The sequence below is a fragment of the Rhodomicrobium lacus genome, assembly GCF_003992725.1.
Lineage (GTDB): Bacteria > Pseudomonadota > Alphaproteobacteria > Rhizobiales > Rhodomicrobiaceae > Rhodomicrobium > Rhodomicrobium lacus.
In genome coordinates this window covers 447,507-471,327 of sequence record NZ_RZNF01000002.1, presented here as the reverse complement: position 1 = coordinate 471,327, position 23,821 = coordinate 447,507, and the positions used below count along the sequence as shown (strand labels likewise).

Annotated in this window: 25 protein-coding genes, 1 tRNA gene and 1 pseudogene; 17 read left to right on the top strand and 10 right to left on the bottom strand. The window is 62.0% G+C overall.

Features of this window, described 5'->3' with window-relative positions; genetic code table 11:
* Positions 1-23: 23 nt before the first annotated feature.
* Genes EK416_RS02955 through EK416_RS02940 form a run of 4 tightly spaced genes read right to left on the bottom strand, consistent with a single transcriptional unit; the run spans position 24 to position 4,875 of the window.
* The gene (locus EK416_RS02955) at positions 24-2,759 is read right to left on the bottom strand and encodes a toprim domain-containing protein (RefSeq protein WP_127075983.1); all 2,736 of its coding nucleotides are present in this window, start codon (positions 2,757-2,759) and stop codon (positions 24-26) included.
* Positions 2,756-3,175 carry a VRR-NUC domain-containing protein gene (locus EK416_RS02950; RefSeq protein WP_127075982.1) on the bottom strand — a complete coding sequence of 140 codons (420 nt, stop codon included), beginning with the start codon at positions 3,173-3,175 and terminating at the stop codon, positions 2,756-2,758. The genes EK416_RS02955 and EK416_RS02950 overlap by 4 nt, the downstream gene beginning before the upstream one ends.
* Positions 3,175-3,444, bottom strand: a complete 270-nt coding sequence (locus EK416_RS02945) for a hypothetical protein (protein WP_127075981.1) — start codon at positions 3,442-3,444, stop codon at positions 3,175-3,177. Before EK416_RS02945 ends, EK416_RS02950 begins: the two co-directional genes overlap by 1 nt.
* 9 nt (positions 3,445-3,453) lie before the next feature.
* Complete coding sequence (locus tag EK416_RS02940) at positions 3,454-4,875, bottom strand: DEAD/DEAH box helicase (protein WP_127075980.1); 1,422 nt, start codon at positions 4,873-4,875, stop codon at positions 3,454-3,456.
* 901 nt (positions 4,876-5,776) lie between these two features.
* Between EK416_RS02940 and EK416_RS02935 the strand changes: the two genes are divergently transcribed.
* From EK416_RS02935 to EK416_RS02895, 9 genes are all read left to right on the top strand, one after another.
* Positions 5,777-6,406: a helix-turn-helix transcriptional regulator gene (locus tag EK416_RS02935; protein ID WP_127075979.1), complete on the top strand. Its 630-nt coding sequence runs from the start codon at positions 5,777-5,779 to the stop codon at positions 6,404-6,406.
* Positions 6,407-6,583: 177 nt separating this feature from the next.
* Positions 6,584-7,576 carry a YqaJ viral recombinase family nuclease gene (locus tag EK416_RS02930; protein ID WP_127075978.1) on the top strand — a complete coding sequence of 331 codons (993 nt, stop codon included), beginning with the start codon at positions 6,584-6,586 and terminating at the stop codon, positions 7,574-7,576.
* On the top strand, positions 7,576-8,523 hold the full coding sequence (locus EK416_RS02925) for a hypothetical protein (protein WP_127075977.1): 948 nt from the start codon (positions 7,576-7,578) through the stop codon (positions 8,521-8,523). Before EK416_RS02930 ends, EK416_RS02925 begins: the two co-directional genes overlap by 1 nt.
* 12 nt (positions 8,524-8,535) lie before the next feature.
* Positions 8,536-8,739, top strand: coding sequence for a helix-turn-helix transcriptional regulator (locus EK416_RS02920; RefSeq protein WP_127075976.1), 204 nt, complete (start codon positions 8,536-8,538; stop codon positions 8,737-8,739).
* Positions 8,740-8,742: 3 nt separating this feature from the next.
* The gene (locus EK416_RS02915; RefSeq protein ID WP_127075975.1) at positions 8,743-9,249 is read left to right on the top strand and encodes an HNH endonuclease; all 507 of its coding nucleotides are present in this window, start codon (positions 8,743-8,745) and stop codon (positions 9,247-9,249) included.
* Positions 9,249-9,884 carry a class I SAM-dependent methyltransferase gene (locus EK416_RS02910; RefSeq protein WP_127075974.1) on the top strand — a complete coding sequence of 212 codons (636 nt, stop codon included), beginning with the start codon at positions 9,249-9,251 and terminating at the stop codon, positions 9,882-9,884. Before EK416_RS02915 ends, EK416_RS02910 begins: the two co-directional genes overlap by 1 nt.
* Entirely contained in the window at positions 9,881-10,351 is a 471-nt protein-coding gene (locus EK416_RS02905) for a helix-turn-helix domain-containing protein (protein WP_127075973.1), read from the top strand. Before EK416_RS02910 ends, EK416_RS02905 begins: the two co-directional genes overlap by 4 nt.
* Positions 10,348-10,632, top strand: a complete 285-nt coding sequence (locus EK416_RS02900) for a hypothetical protein (protein ID WP_127075972.1) — start codon at positions 10,348-10,350, stop codon at positions 10,630-10,632. The genes EK416_RS02905 and EK416_RS02900 overlap by 4 nt, the downstream gene beginning before the upstream one ends.
* A complete protein-coding gene (locus EK416_RS02895) occupies positions 10,616-11,005 on the top strand; it encodes a hypothetical protein (protein ID WP_127075971.1) in 390 nt (129 codons plus the stop codon). Before EK416_RS02900 ends, EK416_RS02895 begins: the two co-directional genes overlap by 17 nt.
* Before the next feature lie 319 nt (positions 11,006-11,324).
* On the opposite strand, the gene EK416_RS02890 is transcribed toward EK416_RS02895, so the two are convergent.
* Entirely contained in the window at positions 11,325-12,596 is a 1,272-nt protein-coding gene (locus EK416_RS02890; RefSeq protein ID WP_127075970.1) for a threonine ammonia-lyase, read from the bottom strand.
* Between the two features lie 65 nt (positions 12,597-12,661).
* Complete coding sequence (gene hemB, locus EK416_RS02885; RefSeq protein WP_181952111.1) at positions 12,662-13,708, bottom strand: porphobilinogen synthase; 1,047 nt, start codon at positions 13,706-13,708, stop codon at positions 12,662-12,664.
* A 282-nt stretch (positions 13,709-13,990) separates the two neighbouring features.
* Here hemB and EK416_RS02880 point away from each other — a divergent pair, with 282 nt between their 5' ends.
* The 5 genes from EK416_RS02880 (at position 13,991) to EK416_RS02860 (ending at position 17,698) form a co-directional block, all read left to right on the top strand.
* On the top strand, positions 13,991-15,001 hold the full coding sequence (locus EK416_RS02880; protein WP_127075969.1) for an FAD-dependent oxidoreductase: 1,011 nt from the start codon (positions 13,991-13,993) through the stop codon (positions 14,999-15,001).
* Positions 14,979-15,176 (top strand): sulfur carrier protein ThiS, encoded by a 198-nt coding sequence (gene thiS / locus EK416_RS02875; protein ID WP_127075968.1) that lies wholly within the window; start codon positions 14,979-14,981, stop codon positions 15,174-15,176. The genes EK416_RS02880 and thiS overlap by 23 nt, the downstream gene beginning before the upstream one ends.
* A 4-nt stretch (positions 15,177-15,180) precedes the next feature.
* Positions 15,181-15,984 (top strand): thiazole synthase, encoded by an 804-nt coding sequence (locus tag EK416_RS02870; RefSeq protein ID WP_127075967.1) that lies wholly within the window; start codon positions 15,181-15,183, stop codon positions 15,982-15,984.
* A 65-nt stretch (positions 15,985-16,049) separates the two neighbouring features.
* A complete protein-coding gene (locus EK416_RS02865) occupies positions 16,050-16,649 on the top strand; it encodes a thiamine phosphate synthase (protein WP_127075966.1) in 600 nt (199 codons plus the stop codon).
* Positions 16,650-16,921: 272 nt separating this feature from the next.
* A complete protein-coding gene (locus EK416_RS02860) occupies positions 16,922-17,698 on the top strand; it encodes a sterol desaturase family protein (protein WP_127075965.1) in 777 nt (258 codons plus the stop codon).
* An 84-nt stretch (positions 17,699-17,782) separates the two neighbouring features.
* Here EK416_RS02860 and EK416_RS02855 read toward each other — a convergent pair.
* Both EK416_RS02855 and EK416_RS02850 read right to left on the bottom strand, forming a co-directional pair.
* Positions 17,783-18,010, bottom strand: a pseudogene (locus EK416_RS02855) (tautomerase family protein); the annotation flags it as partial.
* A gap of 54 nt (positions 18,011-18,064) precedes the next feature.
* Entirely contained in the window at positions 18,065-18,508 is a 444-nt protein-coding gene (locus EK416_RS02850; protein WP_127075963.1) for a hypothetical protein, read from the bottom strand.
* A gap of 281 nt (positions 18,509-18,789) precedes the next feature.
* On the opposite strand from EK416_RS02850, the gene EK416_RS02845 reads away from it, so the two are divergent.
* Together EK416_RS02845 and EK416_RS02840 are read left to right on the top strand one after the other, a co-directional pair.
* Complete coding sequence (locus EK416_RS02845; protein ID WP_127075962.1) at positions 18,790-19,575, top strand: ceramidase domain-containing protein; 786 nt, start codon at positions 18,790-18,792, stop codon at positions 19,573-19,575.
* Between the two features lie 60 nt (positions 19,576-19,635).
* A tRNA-Leu gene (locus EK416_RS02840) sits at positions 19,636-19,721 on the top strand.
* A 160-nt stretch (positions 19,722-19,881) separates the two neighbouring features.
* On the opposite strand, the gene EK416_RS02835 is transcribed toward EK416_RS02840, so the two are convergent.
* Positions 19,882-20,283 (bottom strand): bacteriohemerythrin, encoded by a 402-nt coding sequence (locus EK416_RS02835; RefSeq protein ID WP_210210963.1) that lies wholly within the window; start codon positions 20,281-20,283, stop codon positions 19,882-19,884.
* A gap of 401 nt (positions 20,284-20,684) precedes the next feature.
* On the bottom strand, positions 20,685-21,506 hold the full coding sequence (locus EK416_RS02830; RefSeq protein ID WP_127075960.1) for a TylF/MycF family methyltransferase: 822 nt from the start codon (positions 21,504-21,506) through the stop codon (positions 20,685-20,687).
* 876 nt (positions 21,507-22,382) lie between these two features.
* On the opposite strand from EK416_RS02830, the gene EK416_RS02825 reads away from it, so the two are divergent.
* Positions 22,383-23,165 carry an IclR family transcriptional regulator domain-containing protein gene (locus EK416_RS02825; RefSeq protein WP_127075959.1) on the top strand — a complete coding sequence of 261 codons (783 nt, stop codon included), beginning with the start codon at positions 22,383-22,385 and terminating at the stop codon, positions 23,163-23,165.
* Positions 23,166-23,821 lie beyond the last annotated feature (656 nt).

Here is a 23,821-nt window from a genome sequence, read left to right as displayed (position 1 = left end):
TTAAGACTGGCACCAACATCATATTAATCTACAACCCCCGCCGCCATCAGATCGATAGCGAGCGCCCGAACCTTCCCATGCCCACTAAAACGCACGGGTTGAGGCCATGACCGCGCCGCCGGATGCTGGCGCAGTGTGCCGAGGTTAAACGGTTGCGCACGGAAAATCCGCTCAAGCTCGGCGTGGCTGTTCGCCACGACCAAGACCGCGCCGCCGCCTTGCTCTTCGGGCGTCATCACCCGCAGCCCGTGGCGGTTCAGAACCGCTGAGCATGTCTCCACGGGCAACTCTGAGTTCTGCCCTCCGTCCAATACGGTCGCGACCAACTCATCGACAGTGCGCATCTTGCTCCCATCGAGCCGCAGCGACGCCTGCAGAAGATGCGTGAGGGCCGCGTCGTGATCCGCGTCGGTCTTGCCGCGCGCGATGGCGCCGCCCAGCCACCGCCATTGATCGAGGCGCTGCATGGCCACTTCAGGCGTTATGACGGCCGTCGTGTGTAGCGACATCCATCCGGCGAGCGGCCCCGCCAAGGTGTCGCCGAGGCGGCGGCTCCCTGTCTTCTTCGCAATAGCCGCGGCGAATGTCTCGGCGTTCTGGAGTATCGTTGGGACGAGCGCGAGCGTGCGCAGGAACAGCCCGCGCCCGAACGCTGGTGTAATGATCCGCTCGGCGTCGGCCTTCAGCTTCGCGAAGTGCTCTGCCCGTGCGCGCTTGTCATCATCGTCATCGAAGGGGCTCGTCCCGCGCAAGGATAGCGTTATGATGCGGCTTTCGTCGGCGGGCTGGGTGCCGTTTTTGTCGATGCTGGCGAACAGGAACGACGAGCGCACGTGAAATGCTGCTGATGCCTGCCCGCCACCTGCTTTGATAATGGGCGCGCCGTTCGCGCTCGACGCCTGCCTCGCGAGCGCCAGAACCCCTCCGATGCGGTGCTTGTCGGCCTCGGTCTTTGCCTCGCACTCATCGAACAGTACGGGCAGAATGTCGCCGCGCAGCGCGCGTCTTATCCCCGGTTCCGTGGTGTTGCCTTGCACCTCGATCGCAAACCCCTTGAGCACGCTGGCTGCGATCTGCTCCATGATGTAGGACTTGCCTGCCCCGCGTTCCGCGGTGAGCCAGATATGCGATCTCCAATTCAGCGCACCGCAGATCGGGGCGATGGTCAGCCAGCCAGCCAGGATCCGCCCCATGTCGGGCTCAGTCCATGATGGGCGCGTCAGTAGCGCCTCGAACTCTCGCGTGGTGGCTGTATCAAGCGGTTCCGCCTTGCCTAGGCAAAGTTCTGGTCGCTTGGTGTAGATCCAGCGCGCTCCCGGCAGGCTCAGACCGTGCGGCTTCCCGTCCACGAGGAGGCGGTTCCCGAGATGGGCAACGATGCGCTCGCGGTCGATTATCACGCCCCGTCCGACCTTCACGGATGGGTCAAAGACGCCTTCCCGCTCGCACAGACGTAGCATGGCGTTCGCCGCTGCGTCCCAATCGCACCCGCTCTTGGCCGGGTAATTCATCTCCCACCACGACAGCGGGGCGATGCCCAGGAGCGCGGATTTTGTGTGGCCTGAGCCTGGGATTGTCGCCACCTGCCCGCGCCCAGGCACCCAGTAGTAATACGTGCCTTCATCTTGCCCGAGCGGGCGAGGCGCCACGCCGTCGTCGGAGAAATCCTCCGCAACCGCGTCGAACTGCCCATCGAACGGCATGTCGTCGGGCGGCGGCGGGAGTTCCTTGACCGAAGGATTGAGCAGGGCGTCGATGGCTGCGCGGATGCACCCGTCGCCATGGATCTGGTAAAGGTCATCGAAGTCCGTAGCTTTATCTTCGCCCTGCTCGAACTGCGGGATCACGATGGGCGCACCGATGGCTTCGGCCGCCTCGCGGGCATAGTGCACGCCGGGATTGTTCAGCGGCTGCGTTGTGAAGCGGTCGTTGTCCGCCATGACGATGAAGCGCGCCGCCGGATATTTCTTCTTCAGCGCGAGCGATGCGGGCGTCAGGTTCCCAGCGTCGAAGCACGCAATGGCCCGATCGTTCGTGTCCTGATGGATGCGAGCGGCAGTGGCGTAGCCCTCGGCGAGGTAGATCGGCGCATCGGGCGCGCGGTGTTTCCCGACCGAATGAAAGGCACCCTGCTTCGGCGTCCCCCTAACGAACAGCTTCTTGCCGTCACCCCATATCATCTGCACGCCGACGAGCTTCGCGTTGCCCTCGGTCGTGTGGTACATCGGCACGATAAGCGTGCCCTTGCGCGCCGTCTCCTGCCCGCGTTCTGGATCGATCACGTAGCACACATCGCGCATGAGCACGCGCGCACCGGGAAACGCAGGCAACCCCTTCTCAGCGAGGTAAGGGTGCTCTTTGACCGGGACGCTGTTCTCCTTCGTCATCATGCGCGCGGCGACATCGGCGGCGGCGACCGCCATGCGTGCCGCGTATTCCTCGCGCTGGCGTCTCGCATCATCAAGGCGCTGCTTGATGGCTGCGCGCTCGGCGGGGGTCATCTCTTTGATGCTGCGCCCGCCGGTCCAGTTGTCCTGAATGCCGAGTTTGAAATGTCCGAACGTGCCCGATGGTGGCTCATCTACATGCAGGACGTACCAGACGTGCCTCTTCTTCTGGCCGCCCTTATCCGTGGAGTCGGCACGATGCAGCACGCCATCGGCAATCGGATGCCCACCGCGGTTCGAGGCGCAGTCCATGTGCACGCCGCTCGCGCGCATCGCGGCGAGGAAGGCTTCCTTGATGTCCGCTTCGTTCACCGTCGCCTCGTGAAGACCGCTTGCAATGCCTCATCGACCGAACGCACGACAGCGGCCACGCCGCCGCGATCCTCGACATGGTCGAGGAAACGCCGCTGCGGCGTGGAGAGACGGCCAGAGCCGTCCTTGACTTCCCAGGCGTGAAAGATCGCGACCGTCCGCCCGACCATGTCGGGCGTGATCGTGACGGCCTCGATCCCGACGATGTCGGATGAGCCTTCGCATAGCCCTGCCCTGACCGGGCGCGCGTTGAAAACGACGCGTTCGCCGCCCCGCGCGCGGTAGATCTCGCCCGGGCGAAGCGAAAGGGATTTGCCCGCCCACCCGACAGCGGTGTTGTTCCGCCAGACGGTGAGGCCCGCAGCCGATAACGCGATCAGCACGCGGTTCATGAGCGCGGTGCCGGTGGAGCTCATTACCGCCTCGCCGCAGTCGTCTGGCGTTCGCACACGGCTGCATAGTGGCGAAAGACTTCGCCTGCGCCGCTCGGGCCGAACCACTGGACGAAGCGAACCGCCAGGCCGTCGAGGATACCGAAGGCGTAGCCTTCATGTCTCGCCTTCGGCGATGGCGGCAGCATCGAGTCCATCGTGTGGCGCCCGGACTCGCGCATGCGCTGCGCGCCGGCCGCTTCGGCGATATCCATTCGTCCGGTCTTGACCAGATCAAAGTAAGTCTTCGCCACAAGTCCCCCTTAGCGAACGTATCGAGTTTCTGTCTTTTGCTTGCGCGCCCGGAACACGTGTTTGGCCCACCCGCGGGGGCTCTTCATGCCCCTCGCCTTCCCCAGCGCGATCAGCTCGTCGAGGCTCTTCGCCTTGAACTGTTCGCGCGCGCGCTCGACACGCGCCGACGATCGGTCGATCTCCTGTAGCTCGCCTTCCAACTCTTCGATGGTGCGCCCTGTCGTTGGGTAGGAATGGCCGCAGTTCGGGCAGACGGGCGCGGGCGCATGAACGCGAAAGCACATCGGGCATTGCCGCGTCGGAACGCTCTCTTCGTCGTCGGCCTCGCTTGCCCGCTTCTTGGCAGCGCGCCCTTCGAGGGACCAAATCCTGTCCTCGTCCGGCAGCCCGTGTCCGCGCCCGCCTTGTTCGCGAGGCAGGCTGTTGCCAGCATGGTCGAGGATGATGGCCTCGGTTTTTCCGGGGTGCGTGCGAAGCGCCCGGCCCACCTGTTGGAGGTAGAGCGCCAGGGACTGCGTCGGGCGAAGAAGGATCGCGCATTCAAGCGCCGGCAGATCGAAACCCTCCGAGACGAGATCCACCGAGCACAGGATTTGAATCTGACCGGTCTCGAAAGCGGCGATCAGCTCGTCGCGGTTCTCGGACTTGCCGTCGATATGCGCGGCCCGGAAGCCGGCGGCCTGGAAGCGCTCCACCACGCTCATCGAGTGCTTGATGGATACGCAGAACACCATGGCGCGACGGCCGCGCGCAAACCGCGCGTAATGCTCGACCGCATTGCCGGTAATAGCCGAGGTCGAAGCCCGTTCCTCAAGCGCAGCCTTGTTGAAGTCGCCAGCCATGCGTTTGATGCCGGTGACGTCGATGGTGCCTGGAGCGAAGAGCCGATAAGGGGACAAAAAGCCGTTTTCGATGAGCCAGGCCGTGCTGGGGCCGTGGACCATCGTATCGAACCAGCGGCCAAGTCCGGTGCCGTCGAGGCGTTCGGGGGTAGCCGACAGGCCGACCGTTTTCGTTCCCCGGCGCGCGAAGCTGTCGATGACCTCGGCCCATGTCGCGGCACCGGCATGGTGCGCTTCATCCGGCACGTAGAGATCAGGGGCCGGGTAGCGGTCGAGCCGCTTGGCGAGCGTCGGGATGCTGGCGATCTGAATGGGTTGACGAGGATCCGGCGTAAAATCGGCAGCGATGACGCCGAAGGGGATGCCGACCTTCTGAAAGGTCTTCATCGTCTGCTTGATGAGTTCGCGGCGATGGCACCCGAACACAACGCGCTTTCTGCGCTTCGCCGCGCTACCCGCCATATAGGCGGCGATGGCCGTCTTGCCGCCGCCGGTTGGCAGCTGCACGAGCACGGATTTCACTTCGCGAAGAGCATCGCGCGTGTCCGTGATCAGCTGGGCCTGGTAGGGGCGAAGCGCAAATGCCATCAGACTGCCACCCCAGCTTCCCGGGATCGCTCAGCCATGAGCCTGGCGTGATAAGGGCAATAGCTCAGGCCGTGAGCCGTGGGCTCCCCGCAGCACAGAGCTCGCGCGGAAGACAGATCGCCGTTTGTCTCTATCGGATACTCGCAAAGCCCGGGCCTCATGAAATAGGCGGGAACCCCGCAGGTTCCGGGCGCAGCCAGATCCGCATCCGTCGGCGGAAAATCCAATGCGGGTTCGTCAAAGTCCTGGGGGTGATGGCTGATCAGATCTCTCAGATCAGCGACACTTACGCTCGTGTAGCGAGCGATCACGATTAGGGAGGCGCCCAGGGCCCAAAGATAGCTCGCTTTCCCTAAGATGAGATGGTGCATTTCTATGACCTTGATGAAACTTTTTTACGTTTGGTGCCGATTTTTTACTTTGTGGTTCTCACTCCTTCTGCTCTCGAACATCGGGAAATAGCGACAAGCCGCCGTGATGCGCTGTGACAGTTCTCGCGCGCATTCTCTCTCCCGGTTGGCGAGAACTAGTTGCATATCTGTTGATAATCTGTTTCCGGTTCGGTCAACGTGAGCTGGCATGAACCGTCGCTCTGCCATCGGACCGTCATCATGGAATTCGGCTGCATCCGCACACCCTCTTTCGTTTTCAGGTTGTCAACCATATAGGCGCGCCGAATTACCTGCGCCGGCAATCTGGCACTTTCCTCTCGCAACTCCTCACCCGAAGCACGCGAGACAAGTGGTGACATATGGTAAACGACCATGCAAGAGGTTTGTTGTTGCGCAAACGCCGGCACGCTGAGCAATCACAATCGGTTAATGATAATCGTTGACAATCCGAGAACATTTCCGATAATCCGGCGCATTAAACTGTAGGCCTGGAGGTCGTTTGTCCTACGATGGCAAAAAACATAGATCGCAAATGGTTTGAACGCCGCATCGCCGAGCTGCGAATCCCCTCGCAGGCGGAGCTTGCACGGCGTCTTGGCATATCAAAAAGCCTGCTTTCCCTCGTGCTCGACGGGAAACGATCCGCAAATCTCGAACTGGCACAGGGGCTTTCCAGAGAATTGCGGATGCCGCTTCTTGAGATCGCTCGCCGCACTTCCGGAGACATGATGGATGCCATAGAGGCTGTGGCAAAATTGGAGCGCGGCGTCACGCTCGAAGTGGCCGGGACCATCGGCGGCGATTTCGCGGTGGATCTCTATCCGCCAAGCAGGCGTCGTACGATGGTGCGGCTTGAGATCGATGCGCCGGCAGGCGCCCAGGCGCTTGAGTATCGAACCGCCGGCACGCAGGCGGCCATGTTCGATGGCTCCATGTGTGTCGTCGGTTCGCAACGGCCGGTCGACCCCGAAGCGATGGTCGGCCGCTACAACATGGTGTGGCTCGCCGACGGCCGCATTCTCATGCGCTTTGTCGACCGCCTGGAAAAAGAGGGCTATTTCCTTTCGGCGGTTGGCTGCGAAGACATCACCTCCAAACTGGATGCCTACGCGCCGGTGATCGCCATTCTGGCGGGATAGTTAAGACCTATCATTTATTGTTGACATTTTGCGAGTCGGTTTGCATGATGTAAACATCAGCAACGGCAAACCGGCTCCACCACATGGCACCCCCTATTCAGTTCGGCGCGTTCACGCCGATTCCCGGCTTCTCGAAGTTTCGGCTCTGCTCCCTGCTCGACAGGGAGGGGATTTAGCATGACCGCATCGTTGACAACCTGCAAACCATATTCAAGCGATGCGGAATGGTTCAAGCCGAGCACCGAGCGGGCCTGGCTGGCGCTCCGCGAAAGCGACATCACAGCCACCCAGGCCGCGGCGCTCTTCGGCGTCTCGCCCTACCAGACGCCTTTCGACCTCTATCAACAGCTCGCCGGAACGCTGCGTGTCGAGTTCGAAGAGAACGAGCGCATGCGCTGGGGCAAGCGCCTGCAAAGCGCCATCGCGCGCGGCATCTGCAAGGACAACGGCTGGAAGATCATCGACGGGCACCGCTTCCTCTACGCTCGCTCGAAGGACCATCCCGGCCTCGGCTGCTCTCCCGACTACATCATCTTCGATCCTGCGCGCCCCGCACTCGGTTATGGCTGCCTCGAAATCAAGAACGTCGACTTCTTCGTCGGCAAAGACGACTGGGCCGAGGATGAGGCCCCGCCTCACATCGAATTCCAGCTCCAACACCAGATCGGCGTTTGCGGCTTCTCGTGGGGCGTGATCGGCGGGCTCGTCGGCGGCAACACCGTGAAGCTCTTCGAACGCCAGGCCGACGCCGAGGTCATCGAGAAGATCTTCACAGCCGCCCGCGAAATGCGCGAGCGCGTCGCGCGCGGCGAGCCGCCGGCCCCGGATTATCTCAAGGACTATGAGACGCTGCGCGCGCTCTACCGCAATGCGGAGCCGGGCAAGAGCATCAACCTCGACCAACCCGAGCCGGATGTGGACCGGGACAAGCTCACAAAGCTGATCGAGGCGGCACACGAGGCCGAGGTTGCCGCGAAGAAGGCGGACGACCTGAAGAAGGCCAGCCGCGCCGAGCTTCTCGATTTCCTGAAGGACACCGAGACGGTCTTCGGAGCGGGCTGGAAGGTCTCCGCCACCACGACACATCGCTCTGCGTCCGTCGTGAACTATCCCGCCACAACCTACCGCAACCTCCGCATCACCCAGCCAAAGCCCAAGAAAGGCAAGTAATGACCGAAACCACGGCCTTAACCGTGCATCGGCAGGAGCCGCTCAGCGTCTTCTCCGGCGAAGAAGCATTCTCGACCGCGCAGCGGATCTGCCGGGCGCTCTGTTCATCGAACCTCGTGCCGGAGAGTTACCGCGGCGAGAACATGGGCAACGCGCTTATCGCGCTCGACATCGCGAACCGCATGCGGATCCCGCCCCTGATGGTGATGCAGAACCTGCATGTCATCGAAGGGCGTCCGTCCTGGGCGTCGAACTTCATCATCGCGGCCCTGAACGCCTGCGGCCTGTTCTCGCCTATCCGCTTCCGCGTGACGGACCTCGGCGAGCGCGACGCGACGACCTACGAATGGACCGGGCCGAAAGGTGCGAGAGAGCGGGTCGCCAAGAACGTCAAGATTCACGACAAGGAATTCATCGCCTACGCGGTCGAAAGGGGCACCGGCGAGGTGCTCGAAGGTCCGCCCGTTACGCTCTCCATGGCGGTTTCGGAGGGGTGGTATTACCGCAGCGGCTCGAAGTGGCCGTCGATGCCCGATCTTATGGGGCGCTATCGCGCCGCTGCTTTCTTCGGTCGTCTTTACGCACCGCACGTCCTGAACGGTATGCCCGCCGTGGACGAGGTACAGGACACCGCTTTCGATACTGTGCCGCTCAAGGGCGAGGTCATCGAGGCCGACCCTGTCGCGAAGCCCGATGAAAAGCCCGCGGGCCGCCCGAAAGGCGTGCACGCCGCGCTGAAGAAAGCCGAAGAGGCAAAACAGGCTGTCGAAGAAAAGCCCGCAGAGAAGAAGGCTGCGAAACGCCCGCTTTCTGAACCCGAACCTGCGCCGAAGGACGAAGCCCCTGCGCAGGACGCCTCTGCAGGCGAAATCATTGATGCCGACTACACAGACGCGGACGACGTCTTCGACGCGCCCGGCGAAGACGACGGCTACTCCCCAGACTGAGAGGACTGAACGATGTCAGACGCAGAGCTTCTGCGAACGCCAGAGCTTGCGACGCGCCTTGGCGTGTCGCAGGTCACCCTTGCCCGATGGCGCCGGCTCGGAACGGGCCCCCGATTCCTCAAGCGCTCGGGCATCATCTTCTATCGCGCCGAAGACGTAAGCGAATTCGAGAGCAAGCGCGACCGGATCCGCACGAGCACGCGGGAGGCGAACTAAGCCATGCCCCCGGACCTCGACGCTTTCAAAATATGGTTGTCCGGCTGCGGCGGCGAGGTGCTCGGGCCCGTGAACGAATGGGAAGTCATTCGCGTGCGGACGAGCGTCGGCATCCTCGTCGCGCATCGAACGAGGCGCGGCCGGCAGATCTGGCCGGCGGCGCTTCTTGCCCTCGCTCAGCAATTCGAGCGTGGGGAGATCCCCGCCCTCGCGGCAACGAGGCGCGGGCGCACGCCTTCGCGGCTTCGGCAGCGGTTCGCCGCGCTTGCTGCACGCGATGGCGCGGGCTGCTTCTTCTGCGGCCACGCCGTGCCCGCGCCTGGCGTGACTTGCGATCCAGATATGTCGCCAACCATCGAACATCTCGTGCCGGTCGCTCACGGCGGCCCGAACCACCTCTCGAACTGCTTCCTCGCCCATCGACGCTGCAACGCCGCCGCCGGCAACACGTCTGCGGCCGAGAAAGTTCGGCTGCGCGATGCGATGCGTGCGGCATTGAGGAGTGTTTGATGGGCGGAGGCAACAAACGCGCTGCGTTCGCGGAGCGCGGCAACGATCTCTACGAGACGCCACCGGAAGCCGTTTGGGCGCTGCTGAAACATGAGCGCTTGCCAGATGAGATCTGGGAGCCTGCTTGCGGGCCGGGATCGATCGCGCGCGTTCTGCGCGAATCCGGTCACGGCGTGTTCGCGACCGACCTCGTGGATTACGGCTGGTTTCAGCAGGACATGAGCGGCGCGGATTTCCTGATGGAGCGCGAAGCACCGCGCTCCCGCGTCTGCGATGGGGCTATCGAGTGCATCGTAACCAACCCGCCGTTCAAGATCGCTGCGCAGTTCGTCGAGCACGCTATCGAGCTGTGCCCGCGCGTCTACATGCTTTTGCGCCTCGCCTTCATAACGGCTGGCAACAAGAACGACGCGGAGGGCCGCGCTCGACGCGCCGTGCTCGATGGCGGCCATCTGGCGCGCGTTCTCGTGTTCAGGAACCGCCTGCCCATGATGCACAGGGACGGCTGGACGGGACCGCAAGCATCATCATCGACGGATTTCGCTTGGTTCGTCTGGGACCGCGAGCACAGCGGAGAAACTACCATCAAGAGAATTAAGTGGGAGCCGCTCCGCGCAGCAAGGGAGGTCGCATGACGGCCCCAGCACTCACCGAAATCAGTCTTACCAACCAGCGCCCAGCCATCGCGGCCTTGTTTGAGGCGCGCCGCCGTATCGGCATCCGAAACGACGAGCTTCGGGCGCGGTCGGGCGTTGCGATCAACTCCGCTCAATATTGGCTGGCGGGCAGGTCTGCCCCCACCATGGGAAACCTTGTCGCCTTCGCCCGCGCGTTAGGCTTCGAGGTGGTTCTTCGCCGCGAGCGCCCGCCCGCTTGCGAGATGGCCTTCAACGACCAGTCGGACGTGATGGCGATGCTTCTCGCAGAGAGGAAGCGTCTCGGCATGAGTTTCCTGGATCTCGAGTCGCGCAGCGGGATCAGCGTCAACGCCATGTTCGCGTGGCGTGCAGGGGCAAGCCCTCAGCTTGCCAACCTGGTCGCCTTCGCTGGCGCGCTCGGCTTCGAGGTCGTGCTGCGTCCGATTTCGGAGGTGGCCCGATGATCAGCTATGCCTTCAGGGGATTTCCGGCGAAGGGCGAGGACGGTCGCGGCGGCCTCTTCGACGGTATCGCCCGTCTCGAGCGTACAGGCCCCGACTACCGGGGCGAACGCTGGACCTGCACCGAAATCATCAGCGCGAAGCGACAACGCGACGGAGCTTCTATCGCGATCGATTTCGAGATCGAGATCGCAAGGTGGCTCGCGTCGAAGGCAGCCATAGCGCGGGACATCGAAGACACCTTGGCAGCACAAGAGAGGGCCGCAAATGCAAAGTGCGCTTGATATCCCAGGCTATGAGGGACTCGTTTCGAAAATTGCCGAGAGCGTCACGCCGCGCGATATCGCGCTTACAATGATAGGACGCGCCGCGTTCGCGGCCGAGAGCGGAACCGCCTTCCTGGACGCTTTCACGGCGGAGCTTTCGGCGCTTATCGCCGCGAACGACGAAAAGCTTCGGGTGGCGCTCGACCGCTCGGCGTGGCGTCCCGTGAGCGAGGCGCAGTACGACACCCCATACTTGCTCACCTGGTTCGAAGATTGGCCGTCGCCCCGCTGGGTGTGCGAGTACGCCGTTTATTCCGGGCGGCGAGCGGATGGCGGCGAGCGGATGGCGGCGAGTGGAGGCATGGCCGCGCGACGCACTTCATGGAGGTGACCTCGCCCCTGGTCAAGCAGCCCGCCCAATGAACACGCTACCGCACGCGGCGTGCGGACAATCCGCCATTAAGCTTATCGCGGAAGACCCCGCTCGCGCCGCCGCCCCTTTTCATAGGCCAAGACAGGCATAACGCTTAATGAGAGACGCCGCGTGTACCTGTGAGTGTACCTTTACAGGATAAAGGATTCGGCGCTATTTTATAGTGACTTGAAATATAAGGATATTTCTTTCCGCATAAGGCTACACTCATCTCTCCCCGCGAGAGAGGGGCGGATTTGTTTCAGGAGCCTGGTTGTCTCGATGCGTTCGGCGCCGCCTACTCCATCCGTGGGCCGGGCTCGCCTCCGCTTGCGTTGAGCCGCTCCACCCTGAAGCCGCGAAGGCGGAGTTTCCCGATGATTTCCTCGGCGTGAAGCGCGTCCTTCGTTTCGATGACGATATCCACCAGCGTCGATTTCGCGGGCACATAAAGATAGAAGCGGCGGTGATGAACTTCGAGGATGTTCGCGCCGCAGCGGCCAAGCTCGCTCGCGAGTTCACCGAGCATGCCGGGCCGGTCGTCGACCTGGATGCGCAGCGACAGAATCTTCGATTCACGTTCGAGACCGCGAATGATGATGGCAGCGAGCACGCGGCTGTCGATGTTCGCACCTGACTGGAAAAGGCCGACCCGGCGCCCGTGGAACCGCAGCCGATCGGAAAGGACAGCCGCGAGCCCCACCGCGCTGGCGCCTTCGGCAACCGTCTTCTGAAGGCTGGCGAGCAGGAAGACCGCGCTTTCGACCATGGACTCACTGACGAGCACCACATCGCTCACGAGGTCGCGGATGACGGGCAACGCATGCGCGCCCGGTGCTTTCACCGCGATGCCTTCGGCGAGCGTCGCCCCGCCGCATTCCGCGATACGTCCGCGCAATGCCGCGTAGGTCGACGGATAGCTTTCCACCTCGACGCCGACGATCTCGATATCCGGTTTCAGCGCCTTCGCCGCGATGGCGACTCCCGAAATGAAGCCGCCGCCGCCCACCGGCACGATGAGACAATCGAGGTCCGGGCAGTCTTCCAGAAATTCGAGCGCGGCCGTCCCCTGCCCCGCGATCACGGCCGGATCGTCATAGGGATGAACGAGGGTGAAGCCCTGCTCGACGATGAGCCTGTCGGCAGCGACGCGCGATTCGGCGACACTTTCGCCGTAAAGGATCACCTTCGCGCCAAAGGCTTCCGTGTTGCCGACCTTGTTGAAGGGCGTTCCTTCCGGCATGACGATGGTTGCCGGAATGCCGAGCCGCGCCGCGTGGTGTGCGACGGCTTGTGCGTGATTGCCTGCCGAAATCGCGATCACGCCGCGCTCGCGCTGCGCCGCGTCGAGCGACAGCAGCTTGTTCAACGCGCCCCGTTCCTTGAAGGAGCCGGTCGCCTGCATGTTCTCGTATTTTATGAAGATTTGCGCGCCGGAAAGCGCGGAAAGCTTCGGCGCCTCCACGGCAGGCGTGCGGATGATCGAGCCGCGAAGAGCCTCGCGCGCTGCCCGAATATCTTCAAGGCTGACGCGCGGCTCTTCAGAAACCGCGACGGCGGAAAAGGTCATCCACGCATCTCCTCCGGCGGCGTAAGCGCCACCCAACAAGTGCGTGGAAAGATGACCTTCGCCGCCTACGCCTTCAAGAGTCGTGCGGCTTCGGGCGCGAAATAAGTGAGGATGCCGTTGGCACCCGCACGGCGGAACGCCATCAGGCTTTCGAGCACCACCTTCTCGCGGGTGAGCCAGCCATTCTGGAATGCCGCGAGCAGCATCGCGTATTCGCCCGATACCTGATAGACGAATGTCGGCACCTTGAACTCGTCGTGGACGCGGCGCACGATATCGAGATACGGCATGCCGGGCTTCACCATCACCATGTCCGCGCCTTCGGCAAGATCGAGCGCCACTTCGCGGATGGCTTCGTCCGAGTTCGCAGGGTCCATCTGATAGGTGCGCTTGTCGCCCCTGAGCGTGCCGGATGAGCCGACCGCGTCGCGGAACGGGCCGTAGAACGCGCTCGCATACTTCGCCGAATACGCCATGATCTGGGTATTGTAGAAGCCGCGGGCTTCGAGCGCGGAGCGGATGACGCCGATGCGGCCGTCCATCATGTCGGACGGCGCAAGCACATCGCAGCCCGCTTCCGCCTGATTCATCGCCTGACGCGTCAGCGCTTCCAGCGACAGGTCGTTGACGATCTCATTGCCGACCATCAGGCCGTCCTGACCGTGGCTCGTATAGGGGTCGAGCGCGACGTCGCAGATGATGCCCATGTTCGGCACGCGGGCCTTGATGGCGCGCACCGCGCGGCAGACGATGTTTTCGGGATTGAAGGCTTCGGTCGCGGCTTCATCGCGAAGATCGGGCCGCGTATAGGGAAAGAGAGCGACAGCCGGAACGCCAAGCTCCGCAGCCTGCTCGGCAGCTTCGGCGGCGAGATCGACAGACATGCGGTCGACGCCAGGAAGCGACGGCACCGGCTGCTTTTCACGCAGGCCGTCCATGACGAAAATCGGCCAGATCAGGTTCGACGCGGACAGCGTGTTTTCGGCGACGAGTGCGCGCGACCAGGGCGCCTGTCTCGTCCGGCGCAATCGGGTGAGAGGAAAACCGCCCGCCTGGGCGTTCTGAAGCGCTGCACCTGCATCGTAATATGCGTTTGGTTTTTCTTTCTTCACAGCCGGCACCTCTCGAAAAAGTGGCTGTTCTGTACGCCCGAATTCCGCTTGACACAAGCCTGAACCGGTTATAGAACAAAAGAAGAACATCGGTGGTGGCCGCAAACTCCGTCCGATGGTTGCAGCAAGCAGGCGAGCCAGAACACCGGCGCTCCCCCATCGAAGCCGGCATCGTGCGCTCTACGCCCCCGCGAGAGAACGATACGCCCCACTGGCCGCTTGCTTGCTTTTTTTTCCAATTTGCGCGACACCAGCCTCCTCCGCAGCAAGATCATCAGGGCCATGGCAAAGATAGATATCATCGGGGCGGGCGCCGCCGGGATGTGGCAGGCGTTTCTCCTGTCACGCCAAGGACATAAGGTTACGCTTTACGATCCCGCGGGCACCCCGTCGCAGAACTGCGCGAGCGGGTGCGCGGGCGGTATGCTCGGCTCCTATTGCGAGGGTGAGCCGGGCCACGAAGAGGCCCGCGACCTCGGCCTCGAAGCGATGGAAATTTGGAAGGAACATTATCCGTATCTCAAGCTGAACGGCACGCTCGTCGTGGCGTCCCCGCGCGATGTGGCCGACCTTCAGCGCTTCGCAGCGGTCACGCAGGGCCACACCCGCGTTGGCGCAGACGAGATTTCCGCGCTTGAGCCCGCTCTCGAAGACCGCTTTCGCGACGGCCTTTTCTACAAGGACGAGGGCCATATCGAGCCGTTCGTCGCGCTGGAATACTTTATCAAGGAAGCAGCGGCCCAGGGTACGAAGCTCGTTGCCGAGGCTTGGGAGGAGACCGACGCTGACGTCGTGGTCGATTGCCGGGGTCTCGCCGCACGCGATCATCTGAAGACGCTGCGCGGCGTGCGCGGCGAGCGCGTCGTGGTGGATTGCCCGGGCGTCACCCTTTCGCGCCCCGTGCGCATGACGCATCCGCGCATTCCGTTCTACATCGTGCCGTGGTCGAACAACCAGTTCATGATCGGCACGACGGCCATCGAGAGCGACGACCGGGGCCCGGCGACGCTTCGTTCCGTGACGGAGATCATGGCAGCGGCCTATGCGCTGATCCCTGCGCTCGGTGAGGCGCGCATTGCTTTCATGGATGCGGACGTGCGCCCGTCCTTCCCCGATAACGCGCCCCGGATCATCATCGGAAAAACGCAGTCAGGCCGCCCCCGCCTCTACGTGAACGGCCTTTTCCGTCACGGTTTTCTGCTCTCGCCTATCCTCGCGAAGATTACGGCCGACTATATAGAGTCAGGTGCAAAGGCTCCGGGAGTTCTGCTTGAAGATCACGGTGAATGGTGAGGCTCTGGCGACCGATGCGGCGACACTCGATTCGCTTTGCCGCGAACTGGGTTTCGCCGACGCGAAGATTGCAACGGCTTTGAACGGCGCGTTCGTGCCGAAAACCGAACGTGCAACGGCGGCGCTCGCCGATGGCGACGCCGTCGAAATCCTGTCGCCCCGGCAGGGAGGCTGAACATATGACACTTGCTCAAACCAAAACCGCCGACTCACTTTCGATCTATGGCGAGACTGTCGGTTCGCGGCTGCTGCTCGGCACCTCGCAATATCCTTCGCCCGACATCCTCAGGCGGTCGGTCGAGGCGAGCGGCTCTGAGATCGTCACCGTCTCGCTCCGGCGCGAATCGAGCGGCGACGGCAAGGCGGGCCAACGCTTTTTCGACCTTCTGAAAAGCTTCGGCGCGCGCGTCTTGCCGAACACGGCGGGCTGCCACACCGCGCGCGAGGCGATCACCACGGCGCACATGGCGCGCGAAGTGTTCGAGACCGACTGGATCAAGCTCGAAGTCATCGCCAATGACGACACGCTGCAGCCGGACGTTTACGGCCTCGTCGACGCGGCGGAAAAGCTCACGCGCGACGGCTTCAAGGTGCTGCCCTACTGCACGGAAGATTTGAGCGTCGCGCAGCGGCTCGTTGGCGCGGGCTGCCAGGTGCTCATGCCATGGGCGGCGCCCATCGGCTCGGCGCGCGGGCTCATGAACCCCTACGGCCTGAGGACGCTGCGCGCGTTTTATCCAGACCTGCCGCTCATCGTGGATGCGGGCCTCGGGGCGCCGAGCCACGCCGCGCTGGCGCTCGAAATGGGCTATGACGGCGTGCTCATCAACACGGCCGTTGCAAAGGCCGCCGATTCGGTGGCGATGGCGGTCGCCTTCGCGAAGGCCGTGGAGGCTGGCCGTCTCGCGTATCGGTCGGGCATCATGCCGCCGCGCGACATGGCGAGCCCGTCGTCGCCCGTGGCGGGGCTCGCGCTGCTTTAACGCGGCAATGAACAGGCCGCGCGTCTTGTTCTGAAGCTCGCCTACATCGATAGCGAGGTTTACCGATGACAAACGCCCTGCCCCGTTTCTATCCGGTCGTGCCGGATGTCGTTTTCGTCGAGCGTCTCGCGCGCGTCGGCGTGAAGCTGATCCAGCTTCGCATGAAGGATGCCGACCCCTCGGACATCGCGCCCGCGATCACACAAGCGCTTGAAACGTGCCGCTCGCATGGCGCCGCGCTCGTCGTCAACGATCACTGGCGCGAAGCCATCGACTGCGGCGCGCCATGGGTCCATCTCGGCCAGGGCGACCTCGATACCGCCGATATTCCCGCGATTCGCCGCGCCGGGCTCAAGCTCGGCCTTTCGACGCACAGCCATGAGGAACTCGACCGCGCGCTCACCTTCGATCCCGATTATGTCGCGCTCGGCCCCGTCTATCAGACGACGCTCAAGGTCATGCCATGGGCGCCGCAAGGGCTTGGGCGCGTGGGCGAATGGAAGGCCCTCGCGAAACGCCCGCTCGTCGCCATCGGCGGCATCACGCTGGAACGCGCGCCCGATGTCTATGCGGCGGGCGCGGACAGCATCGCGGTCGTGTCCGACGTGGTTTTCGCGCCCGACCCGGAAGCGCGCGCGAAGGATTGGCTTAAGCTGATCGCCTAGAGCCGGGAAAACGAGAAGGATCTGCCGACTCTGGCCCCAGTCAACCGGGCATGGCGACAAGCAGTCCCACGGATAGTGCGGGCAAGACGAAGGAAGCCATGGGCGCGCTCCTCGCTGGTCGTTCAATTTCGCGGCGGCTTTTTTCGCCTTTTCCGCCTTGTCGCTCGCGATTGTTTGTAGCGCGAAAGGTTGCGAAACCGCGAAAAGATCTATCTTCTTCAGGATAGGGTTGCAACGTGTCGCGCCGATCGTTTCGCGCGCCGGGAGACAGGATGGCTTGGCAATTCCTCGGGCTGACGGCGGCGCTCACCGCGATCATCGCGGCGCGCTATCTCCTGCTCTCCGGTCTGTTCTACTGGCTCCTGTGGCAGCGCGGCGGCGAGAAGCTCAGCGCGAAGCGGCTCAACCGCGACAGGCCGATGCGCGCCATCGTCATGAAGGAAATCCGGCTGTCGCTGCTCTCGTCTGCGGTTTACGCCGCGCCCGCCGCCCTCGCACTTGCCGTTTTCCTGAACGGCGGCACGGCGATCTACACCGACTGGCGCGCCTATGGCGGCGTGCCCTATCTCCTCCTCAGCTTCTTCCTCTATCTCGTGGTGCAGGACACTTATTATTACTTCGCGCATCGGCTCATGCATCATCCGAGGCTGTTCCGCTGGATGCATGCGGGCCATCACCGCTCACGCCAGCCGACGCCCTTCGCCTCCTTCGCGTTCGATCCGGCAGAGGCGGCGCTGACGGCTTGGCTCATCCCTGCGATGGTGTTCGTGGTGCCGATCCATGTCGGCGTGCTGATCGGGCTTCTTATGTTCATGAGCTTCGTGGCGGTGTGGAACCACTCGGGCTGGGAGGTGCTGCCGCGCTTCCTCGTGCGCGGGCCGGTCGGCAGCCAGCTCATATCGGCCACGCATCACAGCTATCACCACATCCGCTTCGACCGGAATTACGGACTTTATTTCCGCTTCTGGGACAAGGTCATGGGCACGGATACGATGCCCGATGAAGCGCGCGACGGTTCGCGGCTTTCGATGCGACCCGAGCGGGCTTGAGGTCGTTGCCGCTTGTTCCGAGAGTTCAGGGGGCATCGGGTGGCGTCTTTCTCACCGTATGATACGACGCTTTTCACGCGTCGCTCAGACCCCGTCCGCGCCCTTGCGTCCGAAGCCCATACCGAACTTGTCGGCATGAAGTTCTCCCCCCGTCGCCCAGTTCTCGCGGTCGTATTCCTCGATCAGCACCGTCACCCACTCAGCAGGCACATCGAGCGCTTCCGCCGCCGATCTGGTCAGCGCGGCTGCAAGCGCCCGCTTCGTTTCGGTTGTACGTCCCTTCGCAATGCGAACGGTTATGATCGGCATGACGGATACCCTTTTACGCCGCCGGGGCGATCTGTCCCCAACGGCGCGTCCAGTGCCTCAAGGCCGCTTCTCGATGGTGCCGTTCGGGTAGATGTTGACGCTGAAATAGCCGGGCGAGCTTTGGTCGCCGGTGCCGCCCGCGCCCTGGCCCTGCCAGAAATCGAGGCTCTGCCGCTTCAGCGTATATTCGCAGGAGAACTCGCAATAGACCCACGAACCGCCCGGCAAGCGCACCTGATCGCCATGTTCGGCGCGGCGAACCGGCGCGATCACGCGCTCGAAGCCATACCAGCTTTCGGCATAGATGACGCGGTAAGCGCCGCAGCAGTCCTTGCACTCGCCGCAGAATTTCGGCGCGCGTTGCTGCGTCGCGCGGACCTTCTTGACGTGCGGAACGGCGGCGCTGCTGCCCGCCCCCGGCGTCGAGGATGCATCGGCGGCCTCAGCCGAAGCGGCCAGCCCCAGAAGGGCGGCGCCGGTCAAAAGAGCGCGAAAGATCATGTCGATTCCCCCGAAAAGACCTCAATGTGCCTGATCTTACTGTAAGCCGGTTAACCAACTTAGCCAAGGTGGCGAAGAGTAACGTTTCGCAACGGAGACTTCACGACCGGTGCGAGACAGGAACGGCATACCCGCTGCTTGGGAAAACCGCCGCGCGCCATGCCTTTTCGTTTGTCTTTTTGCGAAAATCCGCCTCCCCTGTAGCCTTGGCGCACCGTCTCGAAACGCGGTGAGCCGCTTCGGCCGAGGCGGTCGCGCCAGTTGAGCACCGGGAGCGAGACATGCAGGGAGCGACGATTTTCGCCTATTGCGAGCGGGGCATGAGCCCGGCCTTCTGGGCGGAACCGTTGAACGCGATCACGAACGCCGCGTTCGTCGCGGCGGGGATTGCCGGGGCGGTAATGATCGCGCGGCAAACGCCCGCCGAGCGCTCGGCGTGGAGCATCTTCTTCGCCCTGAATTTCGTCGCCATCGGGATCGGCAGTTTTCTGTTTCACACCGTGCCAAACCCGACCACCGGCGCTGCGGACACGATCCCGATCGGCATCTTCATGCTGACCTATCTCATCTTTGCATTGAGACGCTTTGCGGGGGCGGGCGTTCTGCTCACCGCGTCGATGATCGCCCTGTTCGTGGGCGCCATGGCGCTTTCCGGGGAGGTGCAGTGCTATGGCGGACGCGTCGGCTTCGGGCTTGCCGTACCGGAGGGCGCGCGCGCCGCGTGTCTCAACGGCGGCCTCGCCTATGGCCCGGCTGTCGTCGCGCTGGTCCTGATAGCGGGAACGCTCGCGATCCGCCGGCACCGTGCGGCGGCGCTCGTCTTCGCGGCGGCCGTCACCTTCGCCGTGTCGCTCACCTTCCGCACGCTCGACCCGACGCTCTGCGCCGACTTCACGCTTTTCGGCTATCGCCTGGGCACGCACTTCCTTTGGCATCTCCTGAACGCGACGACGCTGTGGCTGCTGCTCCTCGCCTCGATCCGCTACAGCCGCCAGTCCGGAAAGGGCACAGCGCAGCGCATAGAGATCATCCCGCCACGCCCGGCTGCATTGCGAGGGCGGCGCTGAGCGCGCACTTTTCGATCGGCAGTTGCGAGTCGCTCACGCTTCGCATACTCCTTGATGCATGCGGGCGTGGCGAAATGGTAGCCGCAAGGGACTTAAAATCCCTCGGCCGCAAGGCCATGCCGGTTCGAGTCCGGCCGCCCGCACCAATCCATTCACCGATTGCTGTTTGCCGCGATTTCCTTGGAGCGCGTCCAGAAAACGGTTTCCCGGCACGACCACGCGAAAGATAGAGCATCCGCTTTTGGTCCGATCAAAGCGGATGCTTTGGGTGGGGCCGATGCTGGATGCGCTGCGGTCGCTGCCGACTTAACGGACGCCCTTCGCAATGAAGTGCTCGGCGTAATCCATGTCGCTTTCCCGAATATGGCCGTTCAGCCAGCTCTTCAGGAAGGTCATCACTTCCATGGAAAGCTGTGTCGTGCGCGCCTGCGCATATTTCTCCCGCACGGCAAGAACCTGCTTCGTCAGCGCATCGTGCTCCGCCTTATGTGCCGCGGCGTGCGGATAGCCGGTCCGCTTGAACAGTTCCTCCTCATGCTTGAAATGCGCAGCAGTGTAGGCGATCATGTCGTCGAGGATCTTGCTGAGAACGTCCTTTGCATGACCGGCATGCATCGCATCGTAAAGTTCGTTCAGCATTCCGACGAGCTTCTTGTGCTCATCGTCGATAGATGGAACGCCAACGCTCAAGTCGTTCGTCCAGTTCATAAGCGGCATCGGATGTCGGCCTTTTTTCGTGCAGAAACGAGTGGGGGGAGGCAAGGCCGAGATTAAGCTTTGACGCTTAATCCTCCGTAAGAAGAATCAGTAAATCTCTTCGCATCGCGTGTTTTGGCAGGTTAAGGTAATTGCGCCCTTCCACGCGGGAAACGCGGCGAAAAACGAAACCCAGTGTATTCGCGGCAATTCCGCAGGGCGGCGTGACCGATATTTCTTTTCCTGCGCGAGGCACGACAGCGCTGGGCTATAGGGGGACGCGAGCATCCCGCCTTAACTCTCCCTCCGGACCAACGCCGTCAAACTGCTGCGAAGGACGAGTGCCCCAAACAGCAGTTCAACGCAGCGGTTGGGAACGCCCCAAGGCTGACCCTTGCAGCACGCCCGAAGTGTCACCCCTGCGCGCCAACCCGCCAGAACACCCCCACGCCATCGATGTCGATTATCGGAGAGGTGATATTATTGGCGGCGCGAAAATCGGCGATGGCTTGCCGGCATCCCAGTACTGCGCCAAAATCGTCGACGATAACGAAGCCGCCCCGTGAAACCTTGGAATACAAGGCCAGAAGCGCGTCCATCGTCGATCCGTACATGTCGCCATCGAGACGGAGAATTGCCAGTCGTTCGATAGGTGCCGCAGGCAAGGTATCCTTGAACCAGCCCTTGAGGAATTTCACCTGATCATCGAGCAGACCCAGCTTGCTGAAGTTGTTCTTGACCTCTTCCTGGCTGATGGCCAGCGGCGCCCAGGTGTGGTGCTTGTCTCCGGCATCCTGAGGACAATCCGGATCAGGAGGCGGCAACCCTTCGAAGGAATCCGCTACCCAGACCCGCCGGTCGGTGACACCATAAGCTTTCAGTATCCCGCGCACCAGGATGCACGCGCCGCCTCGCCAGACGCCGGTTTCGATGACGTCACCGGGCACTCCCTCCCGGATCACCGCCTCTGTCAACTGGCGCAGATTGGCCAACCGCTGGGCGCCGATCATCGTCATGGCTTGAGAAGGCCAGTCACGCCCTAGCGCGCGCTTTGCAGGGTCATATTTCCCGCCGGACCAGGGGTCCATGGGCAGATCGCCGTAAATTTCATTCGTCAGCGTCTTTTGCAGGAGATCGATATAGAGCGCTCTCAAATCACTTTCGAAGAAACCCGCAGCGTCGTTGGCGTATTCGACGTCGCCAAGGTTATTATCCTTGATCTTTGCCTGTCCCATCTGATCCTCTTGCCGGACATTTCCGAATAATTTCTGTAATAGACTTTCAACCTTATTCGAGGCTGCACGGCAGCTTGCTTCTGCCTGTAGAGCAAATCCAGGCACTGCGCGGATTCAGGGACCGCCCCACTCTTGGGCTTCACGAGACCCTCCGGTGTGCCATTCAAGATGATCATTTGCTGCGAGGCTTCGCGGTCTGGCGCCGAATTGTTCGCAACGGCGGAAAAAGGGCAAGCGGTGCCGTTGCGCCCCGGTACGACAAGCGCGACGACAACTTCCTCGCATCCGTCAAGCTTGCGTCAGTCGTATCTGGCTTCGGGCTTACGAGTCGGTGACCCAAAGGACTTCATGCTCGATGAGATGATAGACCGCCTTGCCCATGAGCCTGACCTCAGGATCGGGCGCAGCGCCCCGGGCGTTTGGTTCGCCCGTCGTGGCTGGGCGTTCAAAAAAAGACCGCACACGCATTGCTTGCGGAGTCGGACAGAAAATGCCGGGAAAGCGGACACGTACCATTCCATGGACTGTCGCCAGTCCAGTCGGCCGTTGACAGTCATGTCGATGACAGATTATCTCGGAACGTAATTACAATACGTGCGACAAGCGCACGAGATGGGTACTTTCATGATGGTGCTCTAGTCGGTTTCAGGCGCCATGTACTTCGGTGATTTTCGTTCATGCCGGCCATCGGAGTAGGACATCACCTCGTGACCACGGAGCTTATGCTCAGGTCGATATCACGGCGAATTGCCTGTTCCGGTAGACTGAAGCCGGGAATTGCTCACATTCGCAGTCACATGGCCCAGCCATCGCCGAACGGATCTTTCTCCCTGGATTTTACGATAGCCGCCTTGGCAAGATTTATGAGAGCCCGCCATGCCCGAGCAAAACGGCACGACAAATGGACAGACCTTCGTCACGGCGTTTGCTCGCGGCCTGTCGGTCATCCAGGCATTCGGACCGGAGTCCCCGCGCATGACTTTGGCGGAGGTGGCGACGCGGACGGGTTTAGATCGGGCTGTGGCCCGACGCCTGCTTCTCACATTGGTGGACCTGGGGCTTGCTGCGGTCGTGAATGAGCGGAAGTTTGAGTTGACCCCCCGAATCCTCAGTCTAGGCTTTTCCTATTTTTCGTCCATTGGCTTCGACCGCAGCCTACAGCCTTATCTTGACCAACTATCCCGCCTTGTAGGTGAGACCATCTCGGTGTCGGTACTTGACGGGGAAGACGTGTTATTCCTCGCGCGCTCCGATGCAGCGGGACGGCGCATGGTGTATCTCGCCAAGCTGGAAGACCGCCTTCCGGCTTATTTATCCAGTTCAGGCCGTTTGTTACTTTCAGATCTGTCTGACGCCGAACTGTCAGCATACCTGCATCGAATCGAACGTCGCGCCTATACCGCCAACACAATCACCGACCCGGATCAGCTAATGGCGGTGATACGGGAGGCCGGCCGCAACAATTATGCCGTCATTGATCAAGAACTAGAAGATGGGATACTAGGAGCGAGCGTTATATTGCGCGACCGTAGGGGAACCGCCGTCGCGGCGTTAAACATGAGTTCTCATGTCGGTCGGCTGGACAAGGCTCGTCTGGTCCGCGAGTTTATACCGATACTCCAGGATTGGGCACCTCGTTTCGTAGATTTGCTTTTATGACTCGGCCACACCTCAAGATTGTCTAATATTGATGCCTCTGAAGCGGACCAGGCGAGATGTCGCGATTTATGATTGTCATAATGCGCGACAGGCCGGTCGTGATCCAGTCCTTCGCGTAAAGCGAGATGTCGCCCGCCCTCCGGTGAGGAGAACCTTGAAATCAGACTCGAAGTGCGATGTCGTAGCTTTCAAGAAGTGTATTTCGCGTGAATTCGGTAATGTTTTTTGAGACTCCACTCGAATTCTCGATATTATCTTCGTGTGCGCCGCCGCAATGCCGAGAAGAAAAAACGGTTGCTGCAGAAGAATTCCGCATTTGACGCCGGGATGGCGGGATGGCGGGATGGCGGGATGTCTTTGTGCGCTTCCGGTCAGAATGATAGCCGAGCGAGGCCGTGACGTGGTAAATCGCCTAATGATCGAGAGAAAAAATCTATTGCAACATTGAGTGTTTTGAGCCGCAGCCAACCTAATGATTTCCTTTTAGGACAATAGTATGTCTTGGTTATCTATATCTATTGCAATTTTAATTCGTTTTAGATCGCTGCGACGACGCTCAAGAAACTTACACAAAGCGCTAGTGCTTCGTCGCTGCTAAAGTGGCGACGAGAAATGCTTGTGTGTGCTGATTGAGATGCATAACACAGGCCGATATT

Bases quoted from the DNA above. Each gene is read 5' to 3' on its own strand.
- EK416_RS02950 (WP_127075982.1), bottom strand. From the start codon at position 3,175: ATGAGCTCCACCGGCACCGCGCTCATGAACCGCGTGCTGATCGCGTTA.
- EK416_RS02940 (WP_127075980.1), bottom strand. From the start codon at position 4,875: ATGGCATTTGCGCTTCGCCCCTACCAGGCCCAGCTGATCACGGACACG.
- EK416_RS02935 (WP_127075979.1), top strand. From the start codon at position 5,777: ATGGCAAAAAACATAGATCGCAAATGGTTTGAACGCCGCATCGCCGAG.
- EK416_RS02930 (WP_127075978.1), top strand. From the start codon at position 6,584: ATGACCGCATCGTTGACAACCTGCAAACCATATTCAAGCGATGCGGAA.
- EK416_RS02925 (WP_127075977.1), top strand. From the start codon at position 7,576: ATGACCGAAACCACGGCCTTAACCGTGCATCGGCAGGAGCCGCTCAGC.
- EK416_RS02920 (WP_127075976.1), top strand. From the start codon at position 8,536: ATGTCAGACGCAGAGCTTCTGCGAACGCCAGAGCTTGCGACGCGCCTT.
- EK416_RS02915 (WP_127075975.1), top strand. From the start codon at position 8,743: ATGCCCCCGGACCTCGACGCTTTCAAAATATGGTTGTCCGGCTGCGGC.
- EK416_RS02910 (WP_127075974.1), top strand. From the start codon at position 9,249: ATGGGCGGAGGCAACAAACGCGCTGCGTTCGCGGAGCGCGGCAACGAT.
- EK416_RS02905 (WP_127075973.1), top strand. From the start codon at position 9,881: ATGACGGCCCCAGCACTCACCGAAATCAGTCTTACCAACCAGCGCCCA.
- EK416_RS02900 (WP_127075972.1), top strand. From the start codon at position 10,348: ATGATCAGCTATGCCTTCAGGGGATTTCCGGCGAAGGGCGAGGACGGT.
- EK416_RS02895 (WP_127075971.1), top strand. From the start codon at position 10,616: ATGCAAAGTGCGCTTGATATCCCAGGCTATGAGGGACTCGTTTCGAAA.
- EK416_RS02890 (WP_127075970.1), bottom strand. From the start codon at position 12,596: ATGACCTTTTCCGCCGTCGCGGTTTCTGAAGAGCCGCGCGTCAGCCTT.
- EK416_RS02880 (WP_127075969.1), top strand. From the start codon at position 13,991: ATGGCAAAGATAGATATCATCGGGGCGGGCGCCGCCGGGATGTGGCAG.
- EK416_RS02870 (WP_127075967.1), top strand. From the start codon at position 15,181: ATGACACTTGCTCAAACCAAAACCGCCGACTCACTTTCGATCTATGGC.
- EK416_RS02865 (WP_127075966.1), top strand. From the start codon at position 16,050: ATGACAAACGCCCTGCCCCGTTTCTATCCGGTCGTGCCGGATGTCGTT.
- EK416_RS02860 (WP_127075965.1), top strand. From the start codon at position 16,922: ATGGCTTGGCAATTCCTCGGGCTGACGGCGGCGCTCACCGCGATCATC.
- EK416_RS02850 (WP_127075963.1), bottom strand. From the start codon at position 18,508: ATGATCTTTCGCGCTCTTTTGACCGGCGCCGCCCTTCTGGGGCTGGCC.
- EK416_RS02845 (WP_127075962.1), top strand. From the start codon at position 18,790: ATGCAGGGAGCGACGATTTTCGCCTATTGCGAGCGGGGCATGAGCCCG.
- EK416_RS02835 (WP_210210963.1), bottom strand. From the start codon at position 20,283: ATGAACTGGACGAACGACTTGAGCGTTGGCGTTCCATCTATCGACGAT.
- EK416_RS02830 (WP_127075960.1), bottom strand. From the start codon at position 21,506: ATGGGACAGGCAAAGATCAAGGATAATAACCTTGGCGACGTCGAATAC.
- EK416_RS02825 (WP_127075959.1), top strand. From the start codon at position 22,383: ATGCCCGAGCAAAACGGCACGACAAATGGACAGACCTTCGTCACGGCG.